General features: G+C 53.0%; 18 protein-coding genes. 5 read left to right on the top strand and 13 right to left on the bottom strand.

The window, feature by feature from the left end; all coding sequences use genetic code 11:
• Position 1 precedes the first annotated feature (1 nt).
• From recC to rmuC, 7 genes are all read right to left on the bottom strand, one after another.
• A complete protein-coding gene (gene recC / locus ACMHXE_RS10660; RefSeq protein ID WP_413732211.1) occupies positions 2-3,646 on the bottom strand; it encodes an exodeoxyribonuclease V subunit gamma in 3,645 nt (1,214 codons plus the stop codon).
• Positions 3,647-3,697: 51 nt separating this feature from the next.
• Positions 3,698-5,761 carry a DUF3488 and DUF4129 domain-containing transglutaminase family protein gene (locus ACMHXE_RS10665; protein ID WP_101055116.1) on the bottom strand — a complete coding sequence of 688 codons (2,064 nt, stop codon included), beginning with the start codon at positions 5,759-5,761 and terminating at the stop codon, positions 3,698-3,700.
• Positions 5,758-6,858 (bottom strand): DUF58 domain-containing protein, encoded by a 1,101-nt coding sequence (locus ACMHXE_RS10670; RefSeq protein ID WP_413732213.1) that lies wholly within the window; start codon positions 6,856-6,858, stop codon positions 5,758-5,760. Before ACMHXE_RS10670 ends, ACMHXE_RS10665 begins: the two co-directional genes overlap by 4 nt.
• Positions 6,746-7,648, bottom strand: a complete 903-nt coding sequence (locus tag ACMHXE_RS10675) for an AAA family ATPase (RefSeq protein ID WP_101055114.1) — start codon at positions 7,646-7,648, stop codon at positions 6,746-6,748. The genes ACMHXE_RS10670 and ACMHXE_RS10675 overlap by 113 nt, the downstream gene beginning before the upstream one ends.
• A gap of 13 nt (positions 7,649-7,661) precedes the next feature.
• Positions 7,662-8,378: an EAL domain-containing protein gene (locus tag ACMHXE_RS10680; protein ID WP_101055112.1), complete on the bottom strand. Its 717-nt coding sequence runs from the start codon at positions 8,376-8,378 to the stop codon at positions 7,662-7,664.
• Between the two features lie 170 nt (positions 8,379-8,548).
• Entirely contained in the window at positions 8,549-10,498 is a 1,950-nt protein-coding gene (locus tag ACMHXE_RS10685; protein ID WP_413732216.1) for a transglycosylase SLT domain-containing protein, read from the bottom strand.
• 44 nt (positions 10,499-10,542) lie between these two features.
• The gene (gene rmuC, locus ACMHXE_RS10690; RefSeq protein WP_101055110.1) at positions 10,543-12,039 is read right to left on the bottom strand and encodes a DNA recombination protein RmuC; all 1,497 of its coding nucleotides are present in this window, start codon (positions 12,037-12,039) and stop codon (positions 10,543-10,545) included.
• Positions 12,040-12,318: 279 nt separating this feature from the next.
• On the opposite strand from rmuC, the gene msrP reads away from it, so the two are divergent.
• Positions 12,319-13,314: a protein-methionine-sulfoxide reductase catalytic subunit MsrP gene (gene msrP / locus ACMHXE_RS10695; RefSeq protein WP_413732218.1), complete on the top strand. Its 996-nt coding sequence runs from the start codon at positions 12,319-12,321 to the stop codon at positions 13,312-13,314.
• Complete coding sequence (gene msrQ / locus ACMHXE_RS10700) at positions 13,311-13,925, top strand: protein-methionine-sulfoxide reductase heme-binding subunit MsrQ (protein ID WP_165565005.1); 615 nt, start codon at positions 13,311-13,313, stop codon at positions 13,923-13,925. The genes msrP and msrQ overlap by 4 nt, the downstream gene beginning before the upstream one ends.
• Positions 13,926-13,964: 39 nt before the next feature.
• Here the strand turns inward: msrQ and ACMHXE_RS10705 are convergent, their stop codons facing one another.
• From ACMHXE_RS10705 to ACMHXE_RS10715, 3 genes are all read right to left on the bottom strand, one after another.
• Entirely contained in the window at positions 13,965-15,290 is a 1,326-nt protein-coding gene (locus ACMHXE_RS10705) for a diguanylate cyclase domain-containing protein (RefSeq protein ID WP_413732221.1), read from the bottom strand.
• Complete coding sequence (locus tag ACMHXE_RS10710) at positions 15,287-16,285, bottom strand: ABC transporter substrate-binding protein (protein WP_101055102.1); 999 nt, start codon at positions 16,283-16,285, stop codon at positions 15,287-15,289. Before ACMHXE_RS10710 ends, ACMHXE_RS10705 begins: the two co-directional genes overlap by 4 nt.
• Positions 16,286-16,662: 377 nt before the next feature.
• Positions 16,663-16,980 carry a hypothetical protein gene (locus tag ACMHXE_RS10715; protein WP_101057707.1) on the bottom strand — a complete coding sequence of 106 codons (318 nt, stop codon included), beginning with the start codon at positions 16,978-16,980 and terminating at the stop codon, positions 16,663-16,665.
• A 222-nt stretch (positions 16,981-17,202) separates the two neighbouring features.
• Here ACMHXE_RS10715 and ACMHXE_RS10720 point away from each other — a divergent pair, with 222 nt between their 5' ends.
• The 3 genes from ACMHXE_RS10720 to ACMHXE_RS10730 are packed head-to-tail and all read left to right on the top strand — an operon-like array spanning position 17,203 to position 20,112.
• Positions 17,203-17,697: a putative 4-hydroxy-4-methyl-2-oxoglutarate aldolase gene (locus ACMHXE_RS10720; protein ID WP_413732223.1), complete on the top strand. Its 495-nt coding sequence runs from the start codon at positions 17,203-17,205 to the stop codon at positions 17,695-17,697.
• Between the two features lie 40 nt (positions 17,698-17,737).
• Positions 17,738-19,573: an AsmA family protein gene (locus tag ACMHXE_RS10725; RefSeq protein ID WP_413732225.1), complete on the top strand. Its 1,836-nt coding sequence runs from the start codon at positions 17,738-17,740 to the stop codon at positions 19,571-19,573.
• Positions 19,573-20,112, top strand: coding sequence for a BsuPI-related putative proteinase inhibitor (locus ACMHXE_RS10730; RefSeq protein WP_224866539.1), 540 nt, complete (start codon positions 19,573-19,575; stop codon positions 20,110-20,112). The genes ACMHXE_RS10725 and ACMHXE_RS10730 overlap by 1 nt, the downstream gene beginning before the upstream one ends.
• Before the next feature lie 249 nt (positions 20,113-20,361).
• On the opposite strand, the gene minE is transcribed toward ACMHXE_RS10730, so the two are convergent.
• The 3 genes from minE to minC are packed head-to-tail and all read right to left on the bottom strand — an operon-like array spanning position 20,362 to position 22,127.
• On the bottom strand, positions 20,362-20,622 hold the full coding sequence (gene minE, locus ACMHXE_RS10735) for a cell division topological specificity factor MinE (protein WP_039033258.1): 261 nt from the start codon (positions 20,620-20,622) through the stop codon (positions 20,362-20,364).
• Positions 20,623-20,625: 3 nt separating this feature from the next.
• Positions 20,626-21,435: a septum site-determining protein MinD gene (gene minD, locus ACMHXE_RS10740; protein ID WP_101057699.1), complete on the bottom strand. Its 810-nt coding sequence runs from the start codon at positions 21,433-21,435 to the stop codon at positions 20,626-20,628.
• Positions 21,436-21,461: 26 nt separating this feature from the next.
• Entirely contained in the window at positions 21,462-22,127 is a 666-nt protein-coding gene (gene minC / locus ACMHXE_RS10745; RefSeq protein ID WP_413732228.1) for a septum site-determining protein MinC, read from the bottom strand.
• Positions 22,128-22,164: the final 37 nt, after the last annotated feature.

Raw genomic sequence — 22,164 nt, forward strand, 5'->3', positions numbered from 1 at the left:
ATTATTCCTGCCCCATCTGGGTAAAATCGGCCAGGGCGGCCAGTTTGTCTTTGTGGTAAAGGCTGATAAGCGGCGCCAAAATCCCCTGGGCCAACGCCGGGAAACTCAGGCTCTGCTTGAGTCTGAGTTGCCAACCGCCTGGCAACCCCGCACTCATGTTGCTCAGCGAAAACTCATCTTCACTCAACTCATTTTCACTCAGCTCATTTTCACTCAGCTCATTCTCATTCAGCTTAGGTTCGCCAGCTTTGAGTCCAAAATCCGTCGCCGTGGCAGCATAGGTGCTTTCATCAAGGGTTAAACCAAAGTCTTCCGGAAAGCGGAACAGGCGGGCGTTATGGGGATCCTGGCCGTCACCGAACCCGGCATCATCCAACCAGGCGCTCTCGGCCTCAGCAAGCCGCAGCTGATGTTCAGTGTCAATGGGCAATCCATCTTCTACCTCGGCGCTGAAGTACGCCATGGAGGTTTGCGCCATAAAGGGCAGTGGCCTATGTTGCCCCAGCTCAAACAAGGCGGCCAACTGACCCAGCAGGGCCTTGGCGGACTCGGCCTTGAGCGGCGCCATGGCGTGGAAGTGACCGGCATCCAGCAGATAGCTGTGCCTGTGAATGCCGCTGGCATTGAGGCACAGATGGCGAATATAGAGGCTCAACAGATCCTTGGGCTTGGTGGTACCCGGCCTTAAGTTGACCAGCCCCTTGGGGTAGCAGTCTTCGATGCGGCCACAGAGCAGCAACTCGCGGCCATTGACCTCGAGCTTGAGCGCTATTTCAACGGCATCCGGCTTGGGCAATTCGGCGCGAAGAAAACGGGTGCGCTCCACCGCCGGGGCGATATCGCGGCGGTATTGATCCAGCAGCAGATCGTCAAACGGCGCCATCGGCAGCAGACCTTCGGCCTTGAGCTTGTCGAGCAGGGTTTCATCCAGCTCTCCGCGCTCGTCTTCCAGCGCATCCTGCATCATCAGCAGCTGCAGCTGATAGCGTTGCAGGGCGTTGAGCTCAAAGGGCTCATCATTGTCCTGACTGTCGATATCCAGCCTCAAGTCCAGCTGCAGCACCCGCTGGCAGAAATACTGCGCCGGGTTGCGGAAAAAGCGGATCAGCGCCGAGAGTTCCAGCTCCGGCTCCTTGAGGCCGGTTTCCTCGCCCAGCTCATGTTCAATAAAGGGCGCCGGACTTTGGGCGGCAAACATCTCCCGGGGGCACCACTGGGTTGCAAAACTGCCGGGCAGCTCGCTGTCACTGTAGAGCCGGGCGTCGAAGGGCTGCAGCGGCTGCTGAATGATGAGGCGCTGCATCAGCGCATCGGCCGCCAGATCGCCAAGGGCGGCAATCTCATCGGCATCTGTGGGCACTGATGACGGCGTAAATTGCGCCTCGTCCGGGCGGTAACACAGCTGAATGTATTCCAGCAATTCCGATACCAGCATGGAGGGAATACGCTCACTGTTATCGCGCTCGCTGTGGCCTATGTAACTGATATAGAGCTGATCCCGGGCCGACAGCAAGGCTTCGAGAAACAGGTATCTGTCATCCAGGCGTCTAGAGCGGTCGCCGCGTCTTGGCTTTTCATGGGCGGTGAGATCGAACCCCACAGGATGTTGCACCCTGGGGTAGACGCCATCGTTCATTCCCAGCAAACACACCTGGCGGAAGGGGATGGAGCGCATCGGCATCAGGGTACAGAAGTTGACGCTGCCGGCGAGGTAACGCTGACCGACCCTGGACTCACTCAAGGTTGAGTTGAACCATTGCCAAACCACTGTCAGCGGCAATACCCCGCTAAAGCCCGACAATCGCAGCTCTTCGGCGAATCTGTCTATGGCCTGGCGAATGTCGTTGATTTCTTCCCTGGCATCGTCTTCCTGGGCCAGATAAAAGGCATCGAGCAGGGCGTTAAGCTGCGCCACCCGCTCTTCCGGCGGGGTTTGCTGCTTGAGCTCTTCCCTGAAGTCATCGAGCGCTTCAATAAAATTCAACAGCTTGCCGAGCGCCTGCGCCGACTGGCCTTCAATACCGGCCAGCGGCAGATCGCCCTGATACAGCTCGGCATCATCGCCCAGGGCATAGCCCAGCAGCATGCGGCGGATCCCAAAGGCCCAGGAGTGTTTGTCAAACCCGGGCAAGCCCAGTTCTTCGCGGTTGTGACTGTCGCGGCCCCAGCGAATGCCGGCGGCCTTGAGCCAGCCCTTGAGCTGCTCCAGCTCCTCCTGGGCTATGCCAAAGCGGGCCAGCACAGCAGGCACTTCGAGAATACTGATGATGTCTGTCAGACCAAAGCGGCTCTTGTCCAGCGCCAGCAGGTTGAGAAAACCGGCAATTAAGGGGGATTCCTGGGCCGCGCCGCGATCGGCTATGGCATAGGGGATGAAATGATCGCCGCTCTTGGCGGAAAACACCGCATCGATATAGGGGGCGTAGGCGGCCACATCGGGCAGCATCACCATGATGTCCTTGGCGGCCAGCGAAGGGTCGCTGCGCAGGCGATGCAGCAGATGATCGTGCAAGGTTTCCACTTCCCGCAGTGGACTGTGGCAGCTTCGCAGTGTGATGGAGTCGTCGGTGGCGGCCAAGGGCCTGCGCCGGGCGATATTCAGGTATTTGCTGACATCCGGCCCCAGAGGCTCGCCTAAGGTTTCCATCTCCAGAATGTCATTTTGAATGCCGCCGAGCAGGGTATCTGTGTTGCCTGGGTGAAACAGCTCTTCCAGTTCCAGCCGCTCAGGTGGCAGCTCCAGCACCATATCCAGCAGCTCGCGGCCGAGACGGCCGTTATTGGCCAGAATGGGATTGCCCACTTCCAGCTTGTCTTCCCAGAGCTCGGGCAACTGTTTTTTGCCCTCAAAAGCCAGCGCCATCCGCGCTCGCGCCCTGGGCTCTATGATATCGCCCCAATAGTGACGACAGGGGCTGAGGCTCAGCATCACTACCTCGATGCGACTGGCGAGCGCATAGAGTACATCCAGTGTTTGCGGCGCCATCGAGGAGATCCCGAACACGAACAACCTGGGCGGCAGGTCTTCCAAGGCATGATCGCTGCCGCCTGTCAGCGTTTCTATCAGCGCCTGGTGCAGATTGGCCCTGTGGTAATGGCTCTGCTGCAATTCCTGATTGTTGTAACGCACCAACTCGCGCCAAAGCTCGGGTTGCCAGGCGTGCTGCGGCGCTATCTCCAGCGGGGATTCATTTTGCTCCCAGCCGAGGATCCATTCCGGACGGTATACCAGATATTGATCGAAAATATCGGCGATACGGCCGCTGAGTTGAAACAGTTTAAGTTCGACATCGTTGCCCAGATAATGTCTGAGCGGTGCAAAATTGTCTCTATCCAGAAGGGAGGGCAACAGCGCCATCAGTTTCCAAGTCATCGCCGCCTTGGTAAAGGGGTTTTCCTTGGGCACGTCATCGAGCAGCAGATAACAGAGCTGCCAGATAAAGCTGGACGGCAGCGGAAACTCCTGCGCCGCCGCCACGCCATTGTGGCGTGCCAGCTCAAGGCGGAGCCAGGTGGACATGCCGGGGCTTTGCACCAGAATTTGCTCGCAGCTAAGCGGCGACATGCCGGGCACGCCATCGCGAAGCCGGTCTGCCAGGGTGGCCGACAGCAATTCCATCTTGTTGGACTGGATAAGAGTAAACATAGGCAGCAGGGTTACCTGGCTTTGGGCCGTTTATTGCTTTGGTGCTCTATTCTAGGTGCTTGATTTATCGGGTTGCAAATCTTGTTTCAGCAGTTTGAACCACAAAGTGCGGGACTGACGGATAAAGCGGCGTTTATATATTGCCGACTCCTTGGAAGCGCCTTGATACTTGAGCTGAATATAGAGTGAGGTCCAGCTTTCTATCTCCTCTGTCAGCGCCGGCCAGCGCGCAACAAGCGCCGCGGCGTAATCCACAGGCCCCAAGGAAGCTGGCTTTGGCAGCCCGAGTCTGGCTGCCTGGCGGCATACCTTGAGATAGTGACGGTTGATGCTGTCCGGGCCTCTTTTAAGCCGCAGCAGGCCAGTGTTGAACATAATGGCGATAAAGGTAAGGGTCATCACCCCGAGGACCAAGGCTGCCAGACGGCCGATACTCACTTCTCCCAGCAGCTTGGAGAGCACTTGTTGCTGGCGCTCGTTGTCAAAACCCAGCACCCAGACGCTCCAGTAGTAGTCCAGGCTGGCGAGTCTGAGTCTCAGGCTGTTGTACCAGTCGCTGGCCCTAACCCCGGCGAAAGAACGGTCGGAAAGATAGCTTTCTTCAGGGCTGAACAGGGAGTCGAAACCCTGCTCAATTCGTTCGGGCGCTATCATGGCGGTGGGATCGTAACGTACCCAACCTTTGCCTTCGAGATAGACCTCACTCCAGGCGTGGGCCATATATTGATACACGCTGAGATAACCGGCCTGCGGGTTGTATTCGCCGCCCTGATAGCCGGTGACGATGCGGGCGGGCAAGCCGGTGGCTCTGGCCATGAAGGTGAATGCTGAGGCGTAGTGAACGCAGAAACCGGCACGATTTTCAAACAAAAAGTCGTCCAGTTGCTGCGGCCCCACCGGCGGGGGCGTCAGGGTGTAGAAAAACGGCTGACTGTTGAAATACTGCATCATGGCCGTCAAGCGCTGCTCGGCTTGCGGGTAACGATGGGCAAAATCGGCGGCAAGTTTGCGGCTGCGGGGGTTGATTTCATCGGGGAGGCTCAGATTGAGCTGCCGCAGCGGCGCTTTCAAGCGATTATCCAGCGGGGCATCAGGATAGCTCATCACCCGGTATTGCAACTTTTGTTCTACCGGCCTTATGGCATAGAGGCGAAAGTCCGGTAGATTCACCAGGCGTGGATCCATGCTGTAGGCGAGATCCAAGCCGAACAGCCAATGCTGGCCGCTCGGCTCGGCTATGATGCTGTAATCGATAAAAGGCCCTTTGGGGACGCCGGGTTCGGGGCGGCTATTCATGATAAAGCTGTCTTGCTGCAGCGCCTTTATTCCCCGTGACTGCTGCCAGCGTTTGCCGTCATATTCTTCCAATACCAGTGCGCGCCAATACCTGTCTTCGGGAGCCGGTATCTGACCCTTGAAACTGGCGCGAAATGCCAGCTCGTTGGATTTGGTCAGGCGCGAGATATCACCAAAGCTAAGCTCATCGGACAGCCCTGTGGTACTGCTTTTCATCTGCGGCACCATCCAAAGCGGACTGAAACGCGGCAGCACCACAAAAAGCAGCAGCGCCAGCGGCAGACTCTGTGCCAGCAGCATCAGGGTTAGTTTCAGTTGGCGATTGAACGAGGCCTGTTCGTGGTAGAGGCTTGCCAACACACAGGTGTTGAGCGCAGCCACCAGCGAGAGTTGCAGGGCGTCGAGCATCTGTTGATGGTCGATAAAGGTGAGGGCGATAAGAAAGTAGCCCACCAGTACCACGGCTTTGACATCGCGGCGACTGCGCATTTCGATATATTTGAGGGAATAGCCGAGGATCAACAAGTTGACCAGGGCATTTAGCAGGCCAAGTTCGCGACTCACCAGCGCCAACGTCAGCGCCGCAGCAATGGCCAGCACAGTCACCAGCACTCTGGGGGGCCTGGCGACCTTGCCAAGATAGATCCCCAAGCGCCAGACAAAACAGATGGCGCAGATCCCCAGGGTTCCCAGGGTGATTTTGCTTGCAAGCGGCGCCAGCACTGCCAGATTGGTGATCAGCAGCCAAAGCAAGGTGCGGCGGGCGATGATCTCCTCCGAGGTCTCCTTGAGCGCGGTTTGCAAGCGAGCGGCTTTCATCGGCCGGTACCTTCAGCCTTTGCCGGATAGAGCGCCAGGGCTTTGAGGCATTCCTGACGCTGAGGTTCGCCTTGAGAAGGCGCTATGGTCCTGCCCGCTAACTTAAGCCCCCAGGTTTGGCCTGAATGGGCCAATTGATTGACCTGATAACTCAGCTCACCCAGGCGCTTTTCCAACTCATCGCCGGTTAACTTGCTATTAAGGTCCAGCCACAAAGGCGCCCCCTGAGGCTCGGCAAACTCCTTGCTGAGCATGCCTCGGCCCTGAGCCCACTGTTTCCAGGCCACCTGTTTGAGCGATTCACCCGGAACATAGCTCTTAAGCCCGGCGTATTCATCGACGCCGCTGAGCCACTCGCCACTGTCTTGGGATTCGGGGACGTGTTCACAGCGGCCCAGTTTAGCTGTGCTGACCACCGGCGCTGGAAACACCCATTGACTGGTGTCGAGATCCAGATGAGACCAGGCGCGGCAGAGCCCCAGAGGATAGCAGGACTCCACCTTGAGTCTACCTGGATGCCAAAGGCCTCTGGGCCTTGGCTGCATGGGCACCAAAGCCGTCTGCTCCTGGTTATCGACACAGGAGATAAAGACTTGCCGCTCTCCTGGGTAGCTGAAACCGAGCCGAAACAGGCTTCTGTCGGCGCTGACGGTGACAGGGAAGGAGAGGCTGTCACCGGCGTAGGCTTGGGGAGGCTTACGGGCACTGAGTCTCAATCCCGCCAGGTTGCGGTAACTGTGAATGATGCAGGTGTGAAACACGCTGGCCAATACTATGGCCAGACCGATCACCAGGTTGTTTTGATAGTTGGTGCCGAACAGAAACAGCAGCAGTACCAGCGCCAGCCAGATAACGCCAAAGCCGCTGGGAAGAATAAAGATGCTTCTGTGGCTCAAACGTTGCTCTTTGGCGGCGGGAATACGCCGTGACAACCAGCGGTTGAGCCGCGCAGAGAAGAGGGAGGTCACAGAGGCCATCTCGTTGTTACCGAATGGGATTAATGGTGCCGAGTAACTTGGCCGATAACTGCTCGCCCTGAAGTTGGCTCGAATGCCGCAGGCGGTGCTCGGCAACGGCGCCAAACACAGCTTGCACATCTTCGGGCACCAGATATTGACGCCCCTGGATATAGGCCCAGGCCTTGGCAGCCGCCAGCAGCGCCTTGGTGGCTCTGGGGGAAAGGCCATAGCCTTCGTTTTGGTTGCGGGAAGCCTCCACCAGCGCCAGAATATAGTTAAGCAGGGCGTCAGAAGCGGCCACCTGTTCGCACTCCTGCTGCAGTTGATCCAGCTCGAGCGCACTCAGACACTGGGGCAGGGGCTGGTTGCGCTCCTGTCCTTTGAGCATGGCCAACTCGGCGTCCTGGTTGGGATAACCAATGGAGAGGCGCATCATAAAGCGGTCCAGCTGGGATTCCGGCAGTGGAAAGGTGCCTGATTGGTCTGTGGGGTTTTGGGTGGCGACCACAAAAAAAGGATGCGGCAGCCTGTGGGTCACACCGTCGACAGTGATCTGCCGCTCTGCCATCGCCTCGAGCAAGGCGCTCTGGGTCTTGGGGCTGGCGCGGTTGATTTCGTCGGCCAGCACCATCTGTTTGAAGATGGGGCCAGGGTGGAATACAAACTCAGATTGCTGCTTATCAAAGATGGAAACCCCGAGAATATCTGCCGGCAGCATGTCGCTGGTAAACTGTACCCGCTGATAACTCAGGCCTAAGGTTTGCGCCAGCGCGTGGGATAAACTGGTTTTGCCCATGCCCGGCAGATCTTCAATCAGCAGGTGACCGCGAGCCAGAATGCAGGCCAGTGCCAGCCGTATTACCCTGGGCTTGCCTATCAAAACTTGCTCGAGCTGCTGCAGTACCTGGGTTATCTGGCTCCTGGACACATTGGCTTCCTTGTTAGATGGTCACTGAAATCAGTTCCGGCTCGGTTTGGATGAACTGAGGTCTGAAGTAGAAACCTTGCACCAAATCCACATCCAAAGCCAGAGCCTGAGACAGGTGCTGCTCGGTTTCTATTCCTTCGAGTATAGTTATTTTTTGGCAGGACTTGGCAAAATTAAGCAAGTTTTCCAGAAGCTTAGCCATGAGTGGTATCTGGATGGCACTGAGCCAGTGACGGTCGAGCTTGATGCAGTCTACGGCGGTCAACAGTTGTAGCGACACCATGGCATGGGGTGCGCCGACGTCATCGAGCGCTACGGTGATCCCGCGCCGGTGCAGCTCCTTGAGTAATGTTTGTGCCTTGTCGGCATCGTTGACGCAGGTGTTTTCTATCAGCTCCACCGTCAAGCCTCCGGTTTGCTGCTGATACTTATCCAGTGCCTGCATCATGTACTGACAGTTGCTGCTATCGAGTGCGTGAGGATCCAGGTTGAGGTTGAGTCTGGGAGTCTTGGGCGCCTGACTGAGTTGCAACAGCTTGGCTTGCAGTTCTACCGCCGCCAGAGCACGGCTGTCTCTATGCAGCCAGTCGAATACCAGATTAGGTGCCAAGGAGGCTCCTTGGTGATCGTAAAAGCGGGCCAGGGCTTCATAGCCTTGAATGGCCAGAGTTCGGGGACAGACAAGCGGCTGATATTCACAGGCAATGTGCCGCGGAGGGGAAAGATCCATGTAGTTATCAACGGAGTTAGCTAAATGAATGCTAATTATTCCCATTATGGGGCCAAGATAACAAGTCAATTTACCCCACTAAAGCGTTGAGCGCTGAAAAATACGTCTAGGAACAAGCTCTTTAATATCAAAGTGTTGGGAATTTGACTCAGTGCCAATTCACCGCCGCCTCAATAGCGGCGGTCTAGTTCTGCTTCGCTGAACTGTGGCCGAGTTTGCTGTTGACGCAGTTCATAAATTTGCCGGTAGGTGAACACCGCCTGCACATAGGCGCGGGTTTCGCTGAAAGGGATAGTTTCAATAAAGCTCATCACATCCAGTTTGCCATCGCTCTGCTTCAACCAGCGTTTTACCCTATGTGGACCGGCATTGTATGCGGCAACGGCCAGTACCCGATTGTTGTCGAACTGTTCCAGCAGCTTGGTGTAGTAGGCACTGCCGAGCGGCACATTGATGGCCGGGTCGTACAAACTGCGATTGCCGTTGAACGCCAGTTTAAACTGTTTCGCGGTTTGCTTGGCGGTGGCTGGCATCAATTGCATAAGGCCTCTGGCACCCACTGACGAAGTCGCGTAGGGGTAGAAGGCGCTTTCGCGGCGGGAGATTGCGCGAATTTCATTGACATTGACCTTGAAGTCTTTGCCTGCCTGGGTAAAGAAAGGATCGGCGGCATAGGGAAAGCGCATCTCCATATCATTCCAGAGCTTGGCCTGAATACTGGCTTCAACCGCCAATGCATCCCATCCTTGCTGTTGAGCATAGACCCCATACTGGGCACGCATCTGTTTGTTGTGGCGGGCGAGCATTTGGCTCCATTCGATTCTGGCATCGACCAACTTATCCAGCGCCAGCAGCTCAGATACCCGGGCAAGCGCCTTGTCATCGGCAAGCCTTGCCTGCATCTGTGCCTGTGGTTTAGTCGGCACATGCGCCAGATTGGGGGTGATACCGAGTTCGGCGGCGGCCCAGAAACCATAGAAATTACGTTCTTTGCTGAGCGCTTCGAGCACAGCATCGTCCCGGCCATTGACTCTCAGATGCCAGTAGCGCCAGCGGGCATCGTTGCGGCCTTGGTCGCTGAGTAAGGGGAGAAAACGGCGGATATCGGCGTCATTTTGCTCGGCAATGGCCCAGCGCAAACGGCGCTCGGTCAGATCGTCGGCTTCGAGCAGCGGCAACATAGTGTCGATATGATCCCTAAGCCCTTCGTCCTCGACGATAAGCGCTCGCCTGACCAGATAACGGTTCAGTTGTCGCCCCTGGAAGTCGCTGAATCTACCGGCCTTTTCATACTTAACGTACAAACGCACCGCCTGACGAAGATCTTTACGGGCCAGGCGCTTGAGTCCGGCAGAAACGATATCGCTGTAGATGGGGGCCGCGCCATCAAACTGGTTCATGTGTCTAAGGCGATTGGGATCTTTGTATACCGCCTGCAGCAGTTTGGCCTGATTCTGATGTTGGGTGACTTTGCGTCCCAGATACTGCAGCAGACCGTTTTGTCCGGCGTCAAAGGCCAGCAACATTCGCGACCAGATCAACTCCTGTGAGCGAAGCCCGGCTTTGCTCCAGGCATTGAACAGGGGATCGCACTCCTTGGGACGGGAGCGACCATAGAGCCAGAGTTGACGGGCACCATCCCAGGCGACCTGTTTATTCCCTTGCCCAAGCTGGGCCCGGTAAAAGTAACATTGCAGCTCAGTGGCTCGGGGCAGTTCCGGGGAGATGGCCAGAAAGTCATGCCAGCGTTTGTCGGCGCCGGCTCGCAGCAGGTACCTGTGACGGGCGCTGCCATGCAGGGGCGAATGCTCAAATTTGTCTATTGCCTTTTGTGCTTCTGGGCCTGCAAGCGCCATTATGTCATCGAGCTCGGCGTGAAAATCCAGATAGATATTGAGCGGGTAATCCTTGAGTTGGGCCCTGAGCTTGCGATAATCGGCAAGTTGGCCCTTATCCAGCGCTTCTCTGGCCTTTAGGTAGCTTTGGCGTTGTTGCTCCAAAGCGGCAGGTGCCTTGGCCGCATGGCCTATCCCGGGAAACAGCATCCAAGGGATGGATACTGTCAATGCACTCAAGGCAACGCTGCCGGCGAGGGCGATTCGGGTCAAGGCTCTGCGCATCTAAAACTCCTTGTTGATGGCCAGTTTCACTTGAGAGGCTGAATTCAGGAGGTGAGTTCGCCGTCCTTCTCTGTATTTTCTATGGCATCAACCTCCTTGCCTACTGGCAAGGGCGTTTCTGTCATCGCCTTTTCAAGTAGTTGTTTATCCAATTGTTTACTGGTTTCAACGCCCAACTGTTGCATCTGGTGAGCCTGGCGGACAAGGTTACCCCTGCCGGTAGCCAGTTTATTCATGGCGCCGTTGAAACACTTCTCTGCATTGTCCAGCGCGCGCCCGAGTTTGTCCATATCTTCCAGATAGCCACAGAGTTTATCGTAAATTTTACCGGCTTGCCTGGCGATCCTTTGTGCGTGTTGGTTTTGGTATTCGTAGCGCCAGATGTTATTGATGGTGCGCAGTGCTACCAAAAGATTGGTTGGGCTGACGAGCATGATGTTGTTTTCGAGCGCGAAATTCACCAACTGCGGCTCTTGTTCCAGTGCCAGCAGGAAGGCGGGTTCCACCGGAATAAACATTAATACATAATCGAGGCTCTTGATGCCGTGCAGTTGCTGGTAGTCCTTTTGGCTCAGGCCTTTGATATGACCGCGGATAGAGTTGATATGTTCACGCAGCGCCAGGGAACGCTCTTCATCGGTTTCGGCGTTGTAGTAGCGTTCATAGGCGAGCAGTGACATCTTGGCATCTATTACCACATCCTTATTGGCCGGCAGGTGGACGATGACATCGGGTTTAAAGCGCTTGCCGGCATCATTTTTCAGATCCTGTTGCACATCATACTCGTGCCCTTGTCTGAGGCCACTTTCCTGCAGCACACGCTCCAGGATCACTTCGCCCCAGTTGCCTTGCTGCTTGTTGTCACCCTTGAGCGCCTTGGTGAGATTGACCGCATCTTGGCTCATGCGCAGGTTGAGTTGTTTGAGATCTTCCAACTGGTGTTTCAGTGAGGAACGTTCACTCTGTTCTTGTGAATAGGATTCATGAATTTGTCTTCTGAAGCCTTCGAGCTGTTGCTTTAGTGGCCCAAGTACGCCATCGAGTTGCGATAAATTCTGGGATTTTAGCCTTTCGCTTCTGTCTTCAAAAATTTTGTTGGCGAGATTTTCAAACTGTTCTTTTAAGCGGGCTTCACTGCGTTCAAGCAGTTCAATCTTATCGTTGAGCGCCTGTTGCTCGGCGTCGAAGCGGGCGCTGATTGTCTGCTGCATCGCATTGGATTTTGACAGGTTAAGCTGGGTTTCCAGCTGTTTGCGCTGAGCATCTTTGAGTTGCTGTTCCAGGTCAGGCACCCGCTCGGCAATAGCCTCTGCTTTACCGAGTTGTGACACCAGCCATTCGGCTTTTTCCTGACTGCTGCTGAGTTGTTCGCTGAGCTCGCTGCATCTTTGTTCATGTTGCAGTATTAACTGGTCTTTAATCTGTTGCCAGCGGCTACGGGTCATGCGTTGATTAAAGAGGGCGCCAAGCAAGATACCCAGCAGTAATACGGCTGCGGCGGCAATGAGTTGAGGCGCGGAAATTGTGGTGGCCAAGTCCATATCATGTCCCTTGAGTGCAAAAAGAGGAGCGGAAAACCCGGATAGAGTCGCAGAATGAGTCAGAGCCTTCAAGGGCCAGGGCATGCAGACTCAGGATAAATGGCCAAGAGTTGCCCATTTTGTACCCCTTGTCAGCCAATGTTCAGCCAATGGAGTTGCTGGAATTATTCCAGCAGGAAATTTTTCTTTGCCTGCCTGGGTCTTATAAACTGAATTGACTGCAGCTATTGAGAGGTCACAGTGAGTAATAAAAAATTTAAACCTGGCATCGGCAGGAAGATGCCCTGGGAGTTGCCGGCAACTGAAGTCACGCCGGAATCTGTGTTTCGCGATCGGCGCAACATAGTCAAGGCGTTGGGGCTCGGCGCTATAGGTGCCAGTATTCCCGGCCATGTTCAGGCTGGCCTGTTTGACCTTTTTGGTGAAAAGCGCGAGAACGAGGCATTTGTGACCTCAAATCTCAACTATCGCAGCAACCCTGAGTTTCAATTACCGGGGAGCCTGACCCCCCTTGATAAGGTGATCCGCCATAACAATTTTTACGAGTTTGGTACAGGTAAACAAGATCCCTTCGAAAACAGTCAGGGCCTCAAGGTTAATCCCTGGATGCTGAAAGTTGAAGGTGAGGTCGAGCGCCCCTTGACGTTGGATTATGACGATTTGCTCAAGTTGCTTCCTCTGGAGGAGCGTCACTATCGTTTGCGCTGTGTCGAGGCCTGGTCCATGGTGATCCCCTGGGTCGGCTTTCCGCTGGCGGCTTTGCTAGCCAAGGCCGGAGTCAAATCCTCTGCGACTCATGTGGCCTTTGAAACCCTGTTTGATCCCGAGCAGATGCCTGGGCAACGCAATCGCCTGATGGGCGGCGGCATTCATTATCCCTATGTGGAGGGATTAAGGCTCGATGAGGCGATGAACGAGTTGAGCTTCCTGTCGGTGGGCCTCTATGGCAAGACGCTGCCGCCGCAAAATGGTGCTCCCGTGCGTTTGGTGGTGCCCTGGAAATACGGTTTCAAGAGCATTAAATCTATCGTGAAAATTAGGCTTTTGGACAAACAGCCGCCGACCAGTTGGAATCAATTGGCACCCAATGAATATGGTTTTTATGCCAACGTGAACCCCAAGGTGGATCACCCGCGTTGGTCACAGGCGACAGAGCGGCGGATTGCCGAAGGCGGGATCTTCTCTGCCAAACGGATCCCGACCCAGATGTTCAACGGCTATGGCGAGCTGGTTGCTCATCTGTACCGGGATCTGGATTTAAGGAAATATTATTGATGCGTCTAGCTCCCAAGCAACTGCCTTGGTTAAAGGCGTTGTTGCATTTGGCCGCCGGTTTGCCACTGCTTTATTTGGTTCTGCAAGTGGTGACAGATAGCGCCGGTGGTGATCCTGTGCAATATATTATCCATTTCACCGGCAAAGGGGCACTCAACGCCTTGGTGGCAACCTTGTTGGTATCGCCTGTGGCCAGAAAATTCAAACTGGGGTTGTTGATGCAGACCCGGCGTTTGCTCGGACTATGGGTATTTGCCTGGGCCTGCTTGCATATTCTCAGCTATTTCAGCCTGGATCTGCTGTTTGCCTGGGAGCTGCTACTCAGTGAAATTATCAAGCGTCCCTATATTTTGGTGGGGGCCAGCGCCTGGTTGTTGCTTGCTGCGCTGGCGCTGACCTCGTTCAAGGCATTGCAGCGCCGGATGGGGCGGCGTTGGCAGCAACTGCACTACAGTATTTATGCCATAGCCCTGTTGGTACCTGTGCATTATTACTGGTCGGTTAAGTCCGAAATCATCGAACCCAGTCTTTATTTCGCTGCCATGGTGCTGTTATTGGCGATAAGATTGCCGAGATTCAACTGGTTTCGCTGTCTGTGGCCGTTTGCTTGAAGAAAGACGCAGAGACTGAGCATGAGACGGTAGGCTTTGTCAGGCGTCGGCCAAGGGCGAGGCAAAGCTGTATTGCTTCTTTGCTGCAAACTCCTTTGAAGTTTGCAGGGGTGCCTGTTTAGCCTGATACATGGCGCTGTCGGCAGCGTTGATAAGCTCGGCCAGGGTATCGCCATGCTCGGGATAAAGGCTGATGCCGGTACTCAGGCCAACCTGAAGTTGTTGTCCTTGCCAGGGGATATCGCGGCCGAGGGTATTGATTTTTTCCAGCACAGTGCAGACTTCTTTACGGTCGGTTATTGGCTCCAGCCAGATGATAAATTCATCACCGCCGATGCGGGCCACCAGATCAGAGCGTCTTAATGTCTCCTTCAGCCTTTTGGCTATTTCCACCAGCACTGCGTCACCGGCGCTGTGACCAAAATTGTCGTTGATGGGTTTGAATTTATCCAGATCAATGAATAGCAGCGCCGCTTTAAGCTGTTGACGCTGGCAACGCACAATGGCGTGTTCCAGCTCAGTGGTGGCGGCGCCGCGATTGAGTGCGCCGGTGAGATCGTCATGATCTGCCAGATAGCGCAATCTATCTTGCTGTAGTTGCAATTGCTGGGTTTGTTCCTCTACTTCCTGCTGTAATTGATCTTTTCGCTTTGTCGCTTCCATCAAGGCCTGCTTCATATTGTTGAACTCATGGGCCAGCTCCGAGAGTTCATCTTGTTGTTCCAGTCTGATACGGCTATGAAGATCGCCCTTGGCCAGATCGCGAATGCCGCGTTTTAAACTGCCCAAATGGCGGCGAAAACGCCTCAGAGTATGCAGAGTAAAGCCGGTCACCAGCAGGGCTATGGCCAACAGCAGGGCACCGTTGAGATAGAGATGACTGAGCTGCAGCACACGGGCTCTGTCCATGGTGTGATGTTGAAAGCGAAACAGGTCTTCGCTCATGGATTGAATGCTCATATTATATCTTGACAGCAACATATTACTGACCAATTGATCATCTGCTATCAGAGACAGCTTGGGCAGAGAATGCTCCAACAGGGTGCTGATGTTGTTGCTTTGGCGTTTGAGGTTAGCCAACAGCTGTTGTTGCTGCTCATCATCGACCTGAGTGGTAGTCAAGAGGGCGTTCAGGCGCAGCAGATCCCTTTGGGTGTTTTCCACCGCTTGGGTGTCCCTGTATTGTTGCAGCAGCCATAAGTTGGATCTCAGCAGATCCAGGTGTAGTTGCAGTTCCACCAGTTTGTGCATCTGTTGGAACGTCTGCTGGGAGAAATGACGTTGCTGCAGCAATGACAGCGCTAGTACCAGTGTCAGAGTAACACAGAGAATGACCAGGATATTGAGGCGGCTGGATAATTTCATCTCTGTTCTACCAATGACATATGTTGTATCTGATCCAGTGCTTCGGGTGCGATAACATTTCTGAAGTCGGGCAACTGCTGGGCTTCTATGGTGCCGCTGGTCATGGCCCAGCGTGCCTGTGATTGCAGATTGCTGAGCAAGCTATTACCCAATGACAAACGAAACAGATAGTCTGGCCATAGGGCGACGACTTCTTCAGTGGGCAGGTGCAGATATTCGGCAACCAACTGACGGGCTTCCTGTGGGTGCAGAACAATAAATTCACTGGCGAGTTTCAACGCCTTGAGGATCCGCACATGGTGTTCGTAGTACGCCTGATTGTCGCCCTTACGACTGATGAGATTAAAAGATAGGCTATACAAACCGCGGCTGGGAAATTCGTTTATCTTGCCAGGTTGATGTTGCGATAGCTGAAATCCGTATGGTTCCCAAACCGAAATTGCATCCACATCGCCTGCAAGCAGCGCCGGTGCTAAAGCGGACGGGCGGATATCCACCCGAACCGGCGCTAAGGACGGGTGTCCGGCTATGTTGAGTATGGTATCAAGAAAATACTCGCTGGCGCTGCCGGCGACGACGCCAACGCGCTTACCTTCCAGTTGGGCCGGAGTGGTGATACCGCTCTGATGTAGGGTTAACAGTTTGATGTCGTTATCCGATTCGGCAAAGCTTGCCAGTACGGTGAAGTCGGTTCGCTTGAAGCTATTAAACATCACTACGGATTCAGAGCTGGTGGCCAGATCAGCCCTGTTATTGAGCATAGCCTCGAAGCAAAGATCACCTCCTTGAAGTGGTTGCAGCACTACATAGACGCCTTCGCGGGCAAAGAGTTCGAGCTTGTCGGCAATAATGACAGGGGCCGAAAGCAGTGAGGTGGATACGGCGATGCGAACCGGCGTCTGGTTGAGCAAAACTGGGGAGTTTGGCTGTCTGGGCATGCTGAGCCAGATAAACAAGAATAGCAATAGAGCCAAAGGCACTAGCATCTTTCCCATGGTTATTGCTGTCCTCCATTAGTCATAGTCTGAAGCCCGTGTTTTGTTCAATCCAGATGATTTCAACTTTCTTAAGTGTAGTGCAAACGGAAGGGCGTGCTATAAAAGGCTCATATTTTTCATGGGATTATTTGTGGTATTCGGTTGGAAAGTGAAACCGATAGCGGAAGACAGTTATTTCTTTTGTTAATTGTAGCAAGCGAACAATAATGCAATAGGATTCAAAAAGTGAAATAAGTTGTGAAATACTATCTGGGGTGATAACGCACATCCTTGTCCCATAAAAAGAGAGGCGCAGATATTGACTGCGCCTCTCTGATATATCAAACAACTCTGGTATATCGAACAATACTGTAATCGATATTGAACTCACATCCTTACTTACTACCCTGATTGGCCATATAGACCAATACTTCATCATAGGACATGTTGAGTTCGCGGGATAAATTGATGACCTTGGTCTTAAAGGTTTGTACTTGCTCCTGTTTATGCAAGTTGTTTTGCGTTTCTTCAACCAATTCATTGACCGCTTCCTGAAGAAGCTTCAGACGCCTGAGGCTAAAGTCCAAAGACTTCAAATAGCGGGTCATCTGTTGTTTGTTTCTGGCTTGCTCAAGATCCGTTGAGTGTTTTTTTTCATATCCATATGCATCGAGTGCCGCAATAGCACTCTGCAAATCGAGATCTTTTGTCATGTATGTTCACTTAAAACGAAGTTTTGCCCGAAAGGGGGGACAGGATAAAGGGATCGCAAAGCTGTCACCTGTAATAGTCTATAGTATATTTCTGAAATTACTCAAGCATTTCACCGTTTATTGGATGAGATAAATCTGGAGACAACTGTTCTGCTATCATGGAACTTGTGGTGACAGGATAAGGGCGTTAACCTAGAAAGCAGTATTTGCACGGAGGCCTCTATGCTGGATTTGTTACCGGATCTCTTTGATCATTATGAAAATGATCTCACGTTGCTGCCATCTGTCTTTCGTCAGTTTGGTGGCAAATCGATTTTTTGGGGCGAAATCGTTACCGTCAGGTGTTTCGAGGATAATTCCAAGGTGAAACAGCTGTTGGCAACCGATGGTACGGGTAAAGTACTGTTGGTGGACGGTGGCGCTTCTACCGCCAAGGCCCTTATGGGGGATCTCATTGCCCAGAGTGCTGTTGACCATGGTTGGCAGGGAGTGGTGATCTACGGCGCTGTGCGTGATGTTGCCACCTTGGCAACTATGCCGCTAGGGGTAAAGGCTCTGGCGCCAGTCCCCATTAAAACCGAGCGCAAGGGAGCAGGAGAAATAAACTGTGCACTTTACATCGGAGATGTGCAGATAACCCCCGGAATGATGCTTTATGCTGACGATAATGGCATCGCAATTAGTCAAAATCCCCTGAATATGGCCTTTATCAGTTGAACAAGCGCCTTAGTCCTTATTGTTGAACAAGGAAACTATTATGAAAGTGGTTAAGTGGATACTGGGTATTTTCGCGGTATTGTTTCTCGGTCTGGTTCTGTATTTGACCTTGTTGTTTGATCCCAACGACTTTAAACCTCAGATTGTCGATGCGGTAAAAAAACAGACAGGGCGTGAATTGGTCATTAGTCAGGATCTCAACTGGACTTTTTTCCCGACTCTGGGAATTGAATTGGGCGGTATCAGCCTGAGTAACCCGGATGGGTTTGATGAAAAACAGATGTTGGCGGTCAACCAGGTTGTCGCTGAAGTGGCCTTGATGCCACTGTTTCGTAAAGAAGTGGAAATTGCCCAATTAAACCTCGATGGTTTGAAACTGGATCTCATTACCCAGAAAGACGGCCGCACCAGTCTGGATGGGCTCAGTGGTGACACAGGGACGGCCAAAGAGCAACCCAAGAATACCGAAGGCAGCGCTCAGGGATTGGCCAGTCTCAATATCGGTGGCATCAATATCACCAATACCCAGATTCATCTGCTCGACAAGCGCAGTGGCAGTGATCAAACCTTTGTGCTTGAGTCTCTGACCTTGGGCGAGTTTTCGCTGGGTAAATTTGCGCCTCTGGCTTATAAGTTCAGTGGCAATATGTCGGAGATGAAAATTGCCAGCGAGGGTAAAGGGCAATTGAAGATTTCAGCGGACATGAAGCAGTTGGAGATCACCGGCTTTGCCATTGAAAATCGCGTTGAAGGCAAGAGTATGCCCGGCGGAAGCCTGAGCGCCGCCCTGAATGCTGATGTAAAACTGGATCTTAATCGTCAAAACGCCGAGCTGGTATTGAGCAGTCTCAAGGTGGCCGATATTGAAGGCAAAGGGGATCTTAAAGTGGCTTTCGGCGGCAAGATACCGGATGTGAAAGCCAAGTTGGCTTTGGGGGAAATAGATCTCGACAAGTTACTGCCTGCCGGAGAAGAAGATAAAGCCGCCGCCAAAACTACTGAATCGGCAACGGCCGCCAAGGCCAGCAGTGAACCAGACTTGAGCGCGATGAAACAGGTCAATTTCGCCATGGATCTTGCTGTTAAGGCCATTAAGGTTGCCGGCTTGACCACTGAAAACTGGCAGATGGATCTGGCTCTGACCAATGGCGTGCTGGATATGAAGCAGCTCAGCGCTGATTTGTATCAGGGCAAACTGATGACCAAGGCGCAGCTTGACGGTCGCAACAAGGTCGCCAGCTACAATTTTGATACTCAGCTTAGCGGCGTCAAAATTCAACCTCTGCTCAAGGATGCGGCCGATTTGAAAATTCTTGCCGGAGCTACTGCGTTTAGTGTCAAAGGTAAAGGCAAGAGCTTGATCCCGGATAATATCAAGCAGAACTTGGATGCCAACGGTAAGTTTGAAATCAGTGATGGTGCGCTCTATGGGGTGAATATCCCATATATGATCCGCAGTGCCCAAGCCAAGCTTAAAGGTGATTTGTCGGCTCAGGACGAGGGTGAACGCAAGACAGACTTTTCCAGTCTGACCGGCAGTTTCAGTCTGAAAAATGGTGTGGCCAACAACCCGGATCTCGCTATGGCATCACCACTTATTCGCTTGGCGGGTGCAGGTAGTGCCAACCTTATCAGTGAACAGTTGGACTATAAGCTGAAAACCTCAGTGGTCGGTAGCCTCAAGGGACAGGGCGGCGAAGGCAAGAATGATCTGGCCGGTGTTGAAATCCCGTTGATGATTTCTGGTTCATTCCAGGAACCTAAATTTGCGCTCGATACTCAGGCATTGTTTGATTCCAAGCTCAAGGAAGAGACCGAGAAGGTGAAAGACAAGCTTAAAGAAAGCATCTTCAAGAAACTTGGAGGAGGTAATTGATGCGCGCCGTTTTGCCTTTGCTAGCGGTCTTGGCACTTGTTGGTTGCAGCGGCTCCAATGCCGCAACTACTCAGCCTGTGCCTCAAAAGAGCCCGACAGGGATGGAGGAACTCAGAATGCTGACACTGCACTTTGGTACCATCAAAAAAGCGCCGACACCGGCACTGTTTGAAGGTAAGCTGACATTTAGCGATGTGGTCGACAAGCAACCTTTGCAGGTGATGCTGGAGATCCATAATCCCAAAGAATACCCGATTGGGATTCGCTTCAATTCTGGGATGACGGCGGATCTTTGGTTGGTGGATGACAAGGAACAGCGAGTCTGGGCTTGGTCAGACGAAATGATGTTCACTCAAGCAATCAGAGATATCAGCGTTAAGCCGGGGCAGACACTGAAGGTGATGTTCAAGGTACCGGCCAAGACACTTGAGCGAATTGGCCCTGAGGGGTACAGCTTCCAGGCTCGTTTTGAAGGTAAACCTCTGGAATCCAGTGTGGCTGCTATGGCTATGTTGGAAGTGCCGGTTGCCAGGCGCTGATCCCCAGGGATAAATCAAATGCTGCTCTGGCAAAGCTGAAACTGAAATCCGATGATACAGACTCATCGGATTTTTTATGGGTGTTGTCGGCCGTTATCCAAAATTGCTTTTTACTGAAACCATCATTAAATAGCTTTTTGAGTGGGTTGCAATCAGTGTTTGGCAGAGCGAGTTGTATTGGCAATGACCAGATAAGAAAATGCCGTCTCTTTACAGAAACGGCATTATTTATAAGGGTTTGCCCTTTAATCAGGGGCGTTCCGGCAGAGTCACATTGAGTTCGAGTACCGACAAGTTGTCATCGTTCTGATCCAACTGCACAGATACCTGCTCTTCAGAGATGTGCACATACTTGCGGATCACTTCAATTATCTCCTGCTTCATCTGCGGAAAGTAATCCGGTGCCCCGCGCTCACCGCGTTGATGGGCAACGATGATCTGCAAACGTTCCTTGGCGGTTGCCGCGGTGCTGCTTTTCTTGCTGCTTCTGAAATAATCGAGTAATGACATAATTTAGCTACCAAATATTCGTTTAAGGAATCCTTTCTTTTCTTCCGCGACAAAGCGTAGCGGAAGCTCTTCACCCAGCAGACGAGCCACTGTATCCTCATAGGCCTGCCCTGCATCGCTGTCATGATCTATGATCACCGGCACGCCAGAGTTGGAAGCCTTGAGCACTGCCTGGGACTCAGGAATAACTCCAAGCAGTTCTATTGCCAGGATCTCCTGTACATCTTCCACACTAAGCATTTCGCCGGTTTTCACCCTGGCAGGGGAGTAGCGGGTCAGCAGCAGATATTCCTTGATAGGCTCAAGCCCTTGTTCGGCACGGCGGCTACGGCTTTGCAGCATGCCTAGAATTCTGTCTGAATCCCTGACCGAGCTAACCTCAGGGTTGGTTGTTACTATGGCGATATCGGCAAAATAGAGTGCCATCATGGCGCCGGTTTCAATACCTGCAGGGGAGTCACAGATAATGTAATCAAAGTCTTTGCTCAAATCATCGAGTACCTTGCCGACACCTTCTCGGGTCAGGGCATCCTTGTCCCGGGTCTGGGATGCCGGTAAAACGAACAGTTTATCGCAGCGCTTATCTTTGATAAGTGTTTGATTTAGATTGGACTCACCGTTGATGACATTGACAAAGTCGTAAACAACCCGGCGTTCACAGCCCATGACCAAATCCAGATTTCTAAGGCCAATATCAAAATCGATAACGACAGTCTTATGTCCTTTGAGCGCCAAGCCGGTAGCGATAGCCGCGCTCGATGTGGTTTTGCCCACACCGCCTTTACCTGAGGTGACAACAATAATTTGTGCCATGTTCTATTTTATCCTTTCCATCTGCCTTATCCGGGCAGCGATTCAACGATTAATGACTCACCGCTGAGCCTGATACAACCACTCTTGGCGGTACAGTGTTGCTGCAGGTTTTCAGTCAACCAATACTGTCCCGCAATTGAAACCAGTTCAGCTTCCATGGACTGGGCCAGAATCACGGCATGTTTATCGCCGCTGGCTCCCGCCATGGCTTTACCACGCAGTGCCCCGTATACATGAATGCTACCATCAGCAATGACTTCAGCGCCATTCCCAACAGCGCCAAAAACGATTAAATCACCGTCTTTGGCGTATATTTGTTGCCCGGAACGCACGTTTTGTTTCACTATCTTGGTGATTCTCGGGGGAGGCGGTGGCAGTTCTGATTGCTTTCCCGCCTTGATACTGGCTAATCCCTGAGCTTTGGCGGCTTCATTGAGAGCCTTATCGGTTGCAGTTACCCCAACAATCACCAACTTTCTGTCGGTTAGTCCCTGGCGCAGTCCTTTGAGATCTATATCAGTGTCGCTAACTTGACTCAGGTTAAGCACCAATGGGGCATTGATAAAAAACTGCGGAGCCTGGGCGAGCTTGCCATCGAGCTCTTTGAAAAGGGCGCCCAGATCAGGGGTATTGATGTGAAGTACAGAGAGCGTAAAAGAAGAGCCTTTTAGCTCTAGACTAGGTTTTGGCATCCCGGCATCATTCTCCAGAAAATGAACAGTCAGATTG

The organism is Shewanella sp. BJSY2023SW007, from assembly GCF_047314525.1.
Lineage (GTDB): Bacteria > Pseudomonadota > Gammaproteobacteria > Enterobacterales > Shewanellaceae > Shewanella > Shewanella chilikensis.

Coding starts and splice junctions, on each gene's coding strand:
- ACMHXE_RS10725 (WP_413732225.1), top strand. CDS start 17,738: ATGAAAGTGGTTAAGTGGATACTGGGTATTTTCGCGGTATTGTTTCTC.
- ACMHXE_RS10670 (WP_413732213.1), bottom strand. CDS start 6,858: ATGTGCAAGCTGTGTTTGGCGCCGTTGCCGAGCACCGCCTGCGGCATT.
- ACMHXE_RS10665 (WP_101055116.1), bottom strand. CDS start 5,761: ATGAAAGCCGCTCGCTTGCAAACCGCGCTCAAGGAGACCTCGGAGGAG.
- rmuC (WP_101055110.1), bottom strand. CDS start 12,039: ATGGACTTGGCCACCACAATTTCCGCGCCTCAACTCATTGCCGCCGCA.
- minE (WP_039033258.1), bottom strand. CDS start 20,622: ATGTCATTACTCGATTATTTCAGAAGCAGCAAGAAAAGCAGCACCGCG.
- msrP (WP_413732218.1), top strand. CDS start 12,319: ATGCCCTGGGAGTTGCCGGCAACTGAAGTCACGCCGGAATCTGTGTTT.
- ACMHXE_RS10705 (WP_413732221.1), bottom strand. CDS start 15,290: ATGAAATTATCCAGCCGCCTCAATATCCTGGTCATTCTCTGTGTTACT.
- ACMHXE_RS10710 (WP_101055102.1), bottom strand. CDS start 16,285: ATGGGAAAGATGCTAGTGCCTTTGGCTCTATTGCTATTCTTGTTTATC.
- recC (WP_413732211.1), bottom strand. CDS start 3,646: ATGTTTACTCTTATCCAGTCCAACAAGATGGAATTGCTGTCGGCCACC.
- ACMHXE_RS10730 (WP_224866539.1), top strand. CDS start 19,573: ATGCGCGCCGTTTTGCCTTTGCTAGCGGTCTTGGCACTTGTTGGTTGC.
- minD (WP_101057699.1), bottom strand. CDS start 21,435: ATGGCACAAATTATTGTTGTCACCTCAGGTAAAGGCGGTGTGGGCAAA.
- minC (WP_413732228.1), bottom strand. CDS start 22,127: ATGCCAAAACCTAGTCTAGAGCTAAAAGGCTCTTCTTTTACGCTCTCT.
- ACMHXE_RS10680 (WP_101055112.1), bottom strand. CDS start 8,378: ATGGATCTTTCCCCTCCGCGGCACATTGCCTGTGAATATCAGCCGCTT.
- ACMHXE_RS10720 (WP_413732223.1), top strand. CDS start 17,203: ATGCTGGATTTGTTACCGGATCTCTTTGATCATTATGAAAATGATCTC.
- ACMHXE_RS10685 (WP_413732216.1), bottom strand. CDS start 10,498: ATGCGCAGAGCCTTGACCCGAATCGCCCTCGCCGGCAGCGTTGCCTTG.
- ACMHXE_RS10715 (WP_101057707.1), bottom strand. CDS start 16,980: ATGACAAAAGATCTCGATTTGCAGAGTGCTATTGCGGCACTCGATGCA.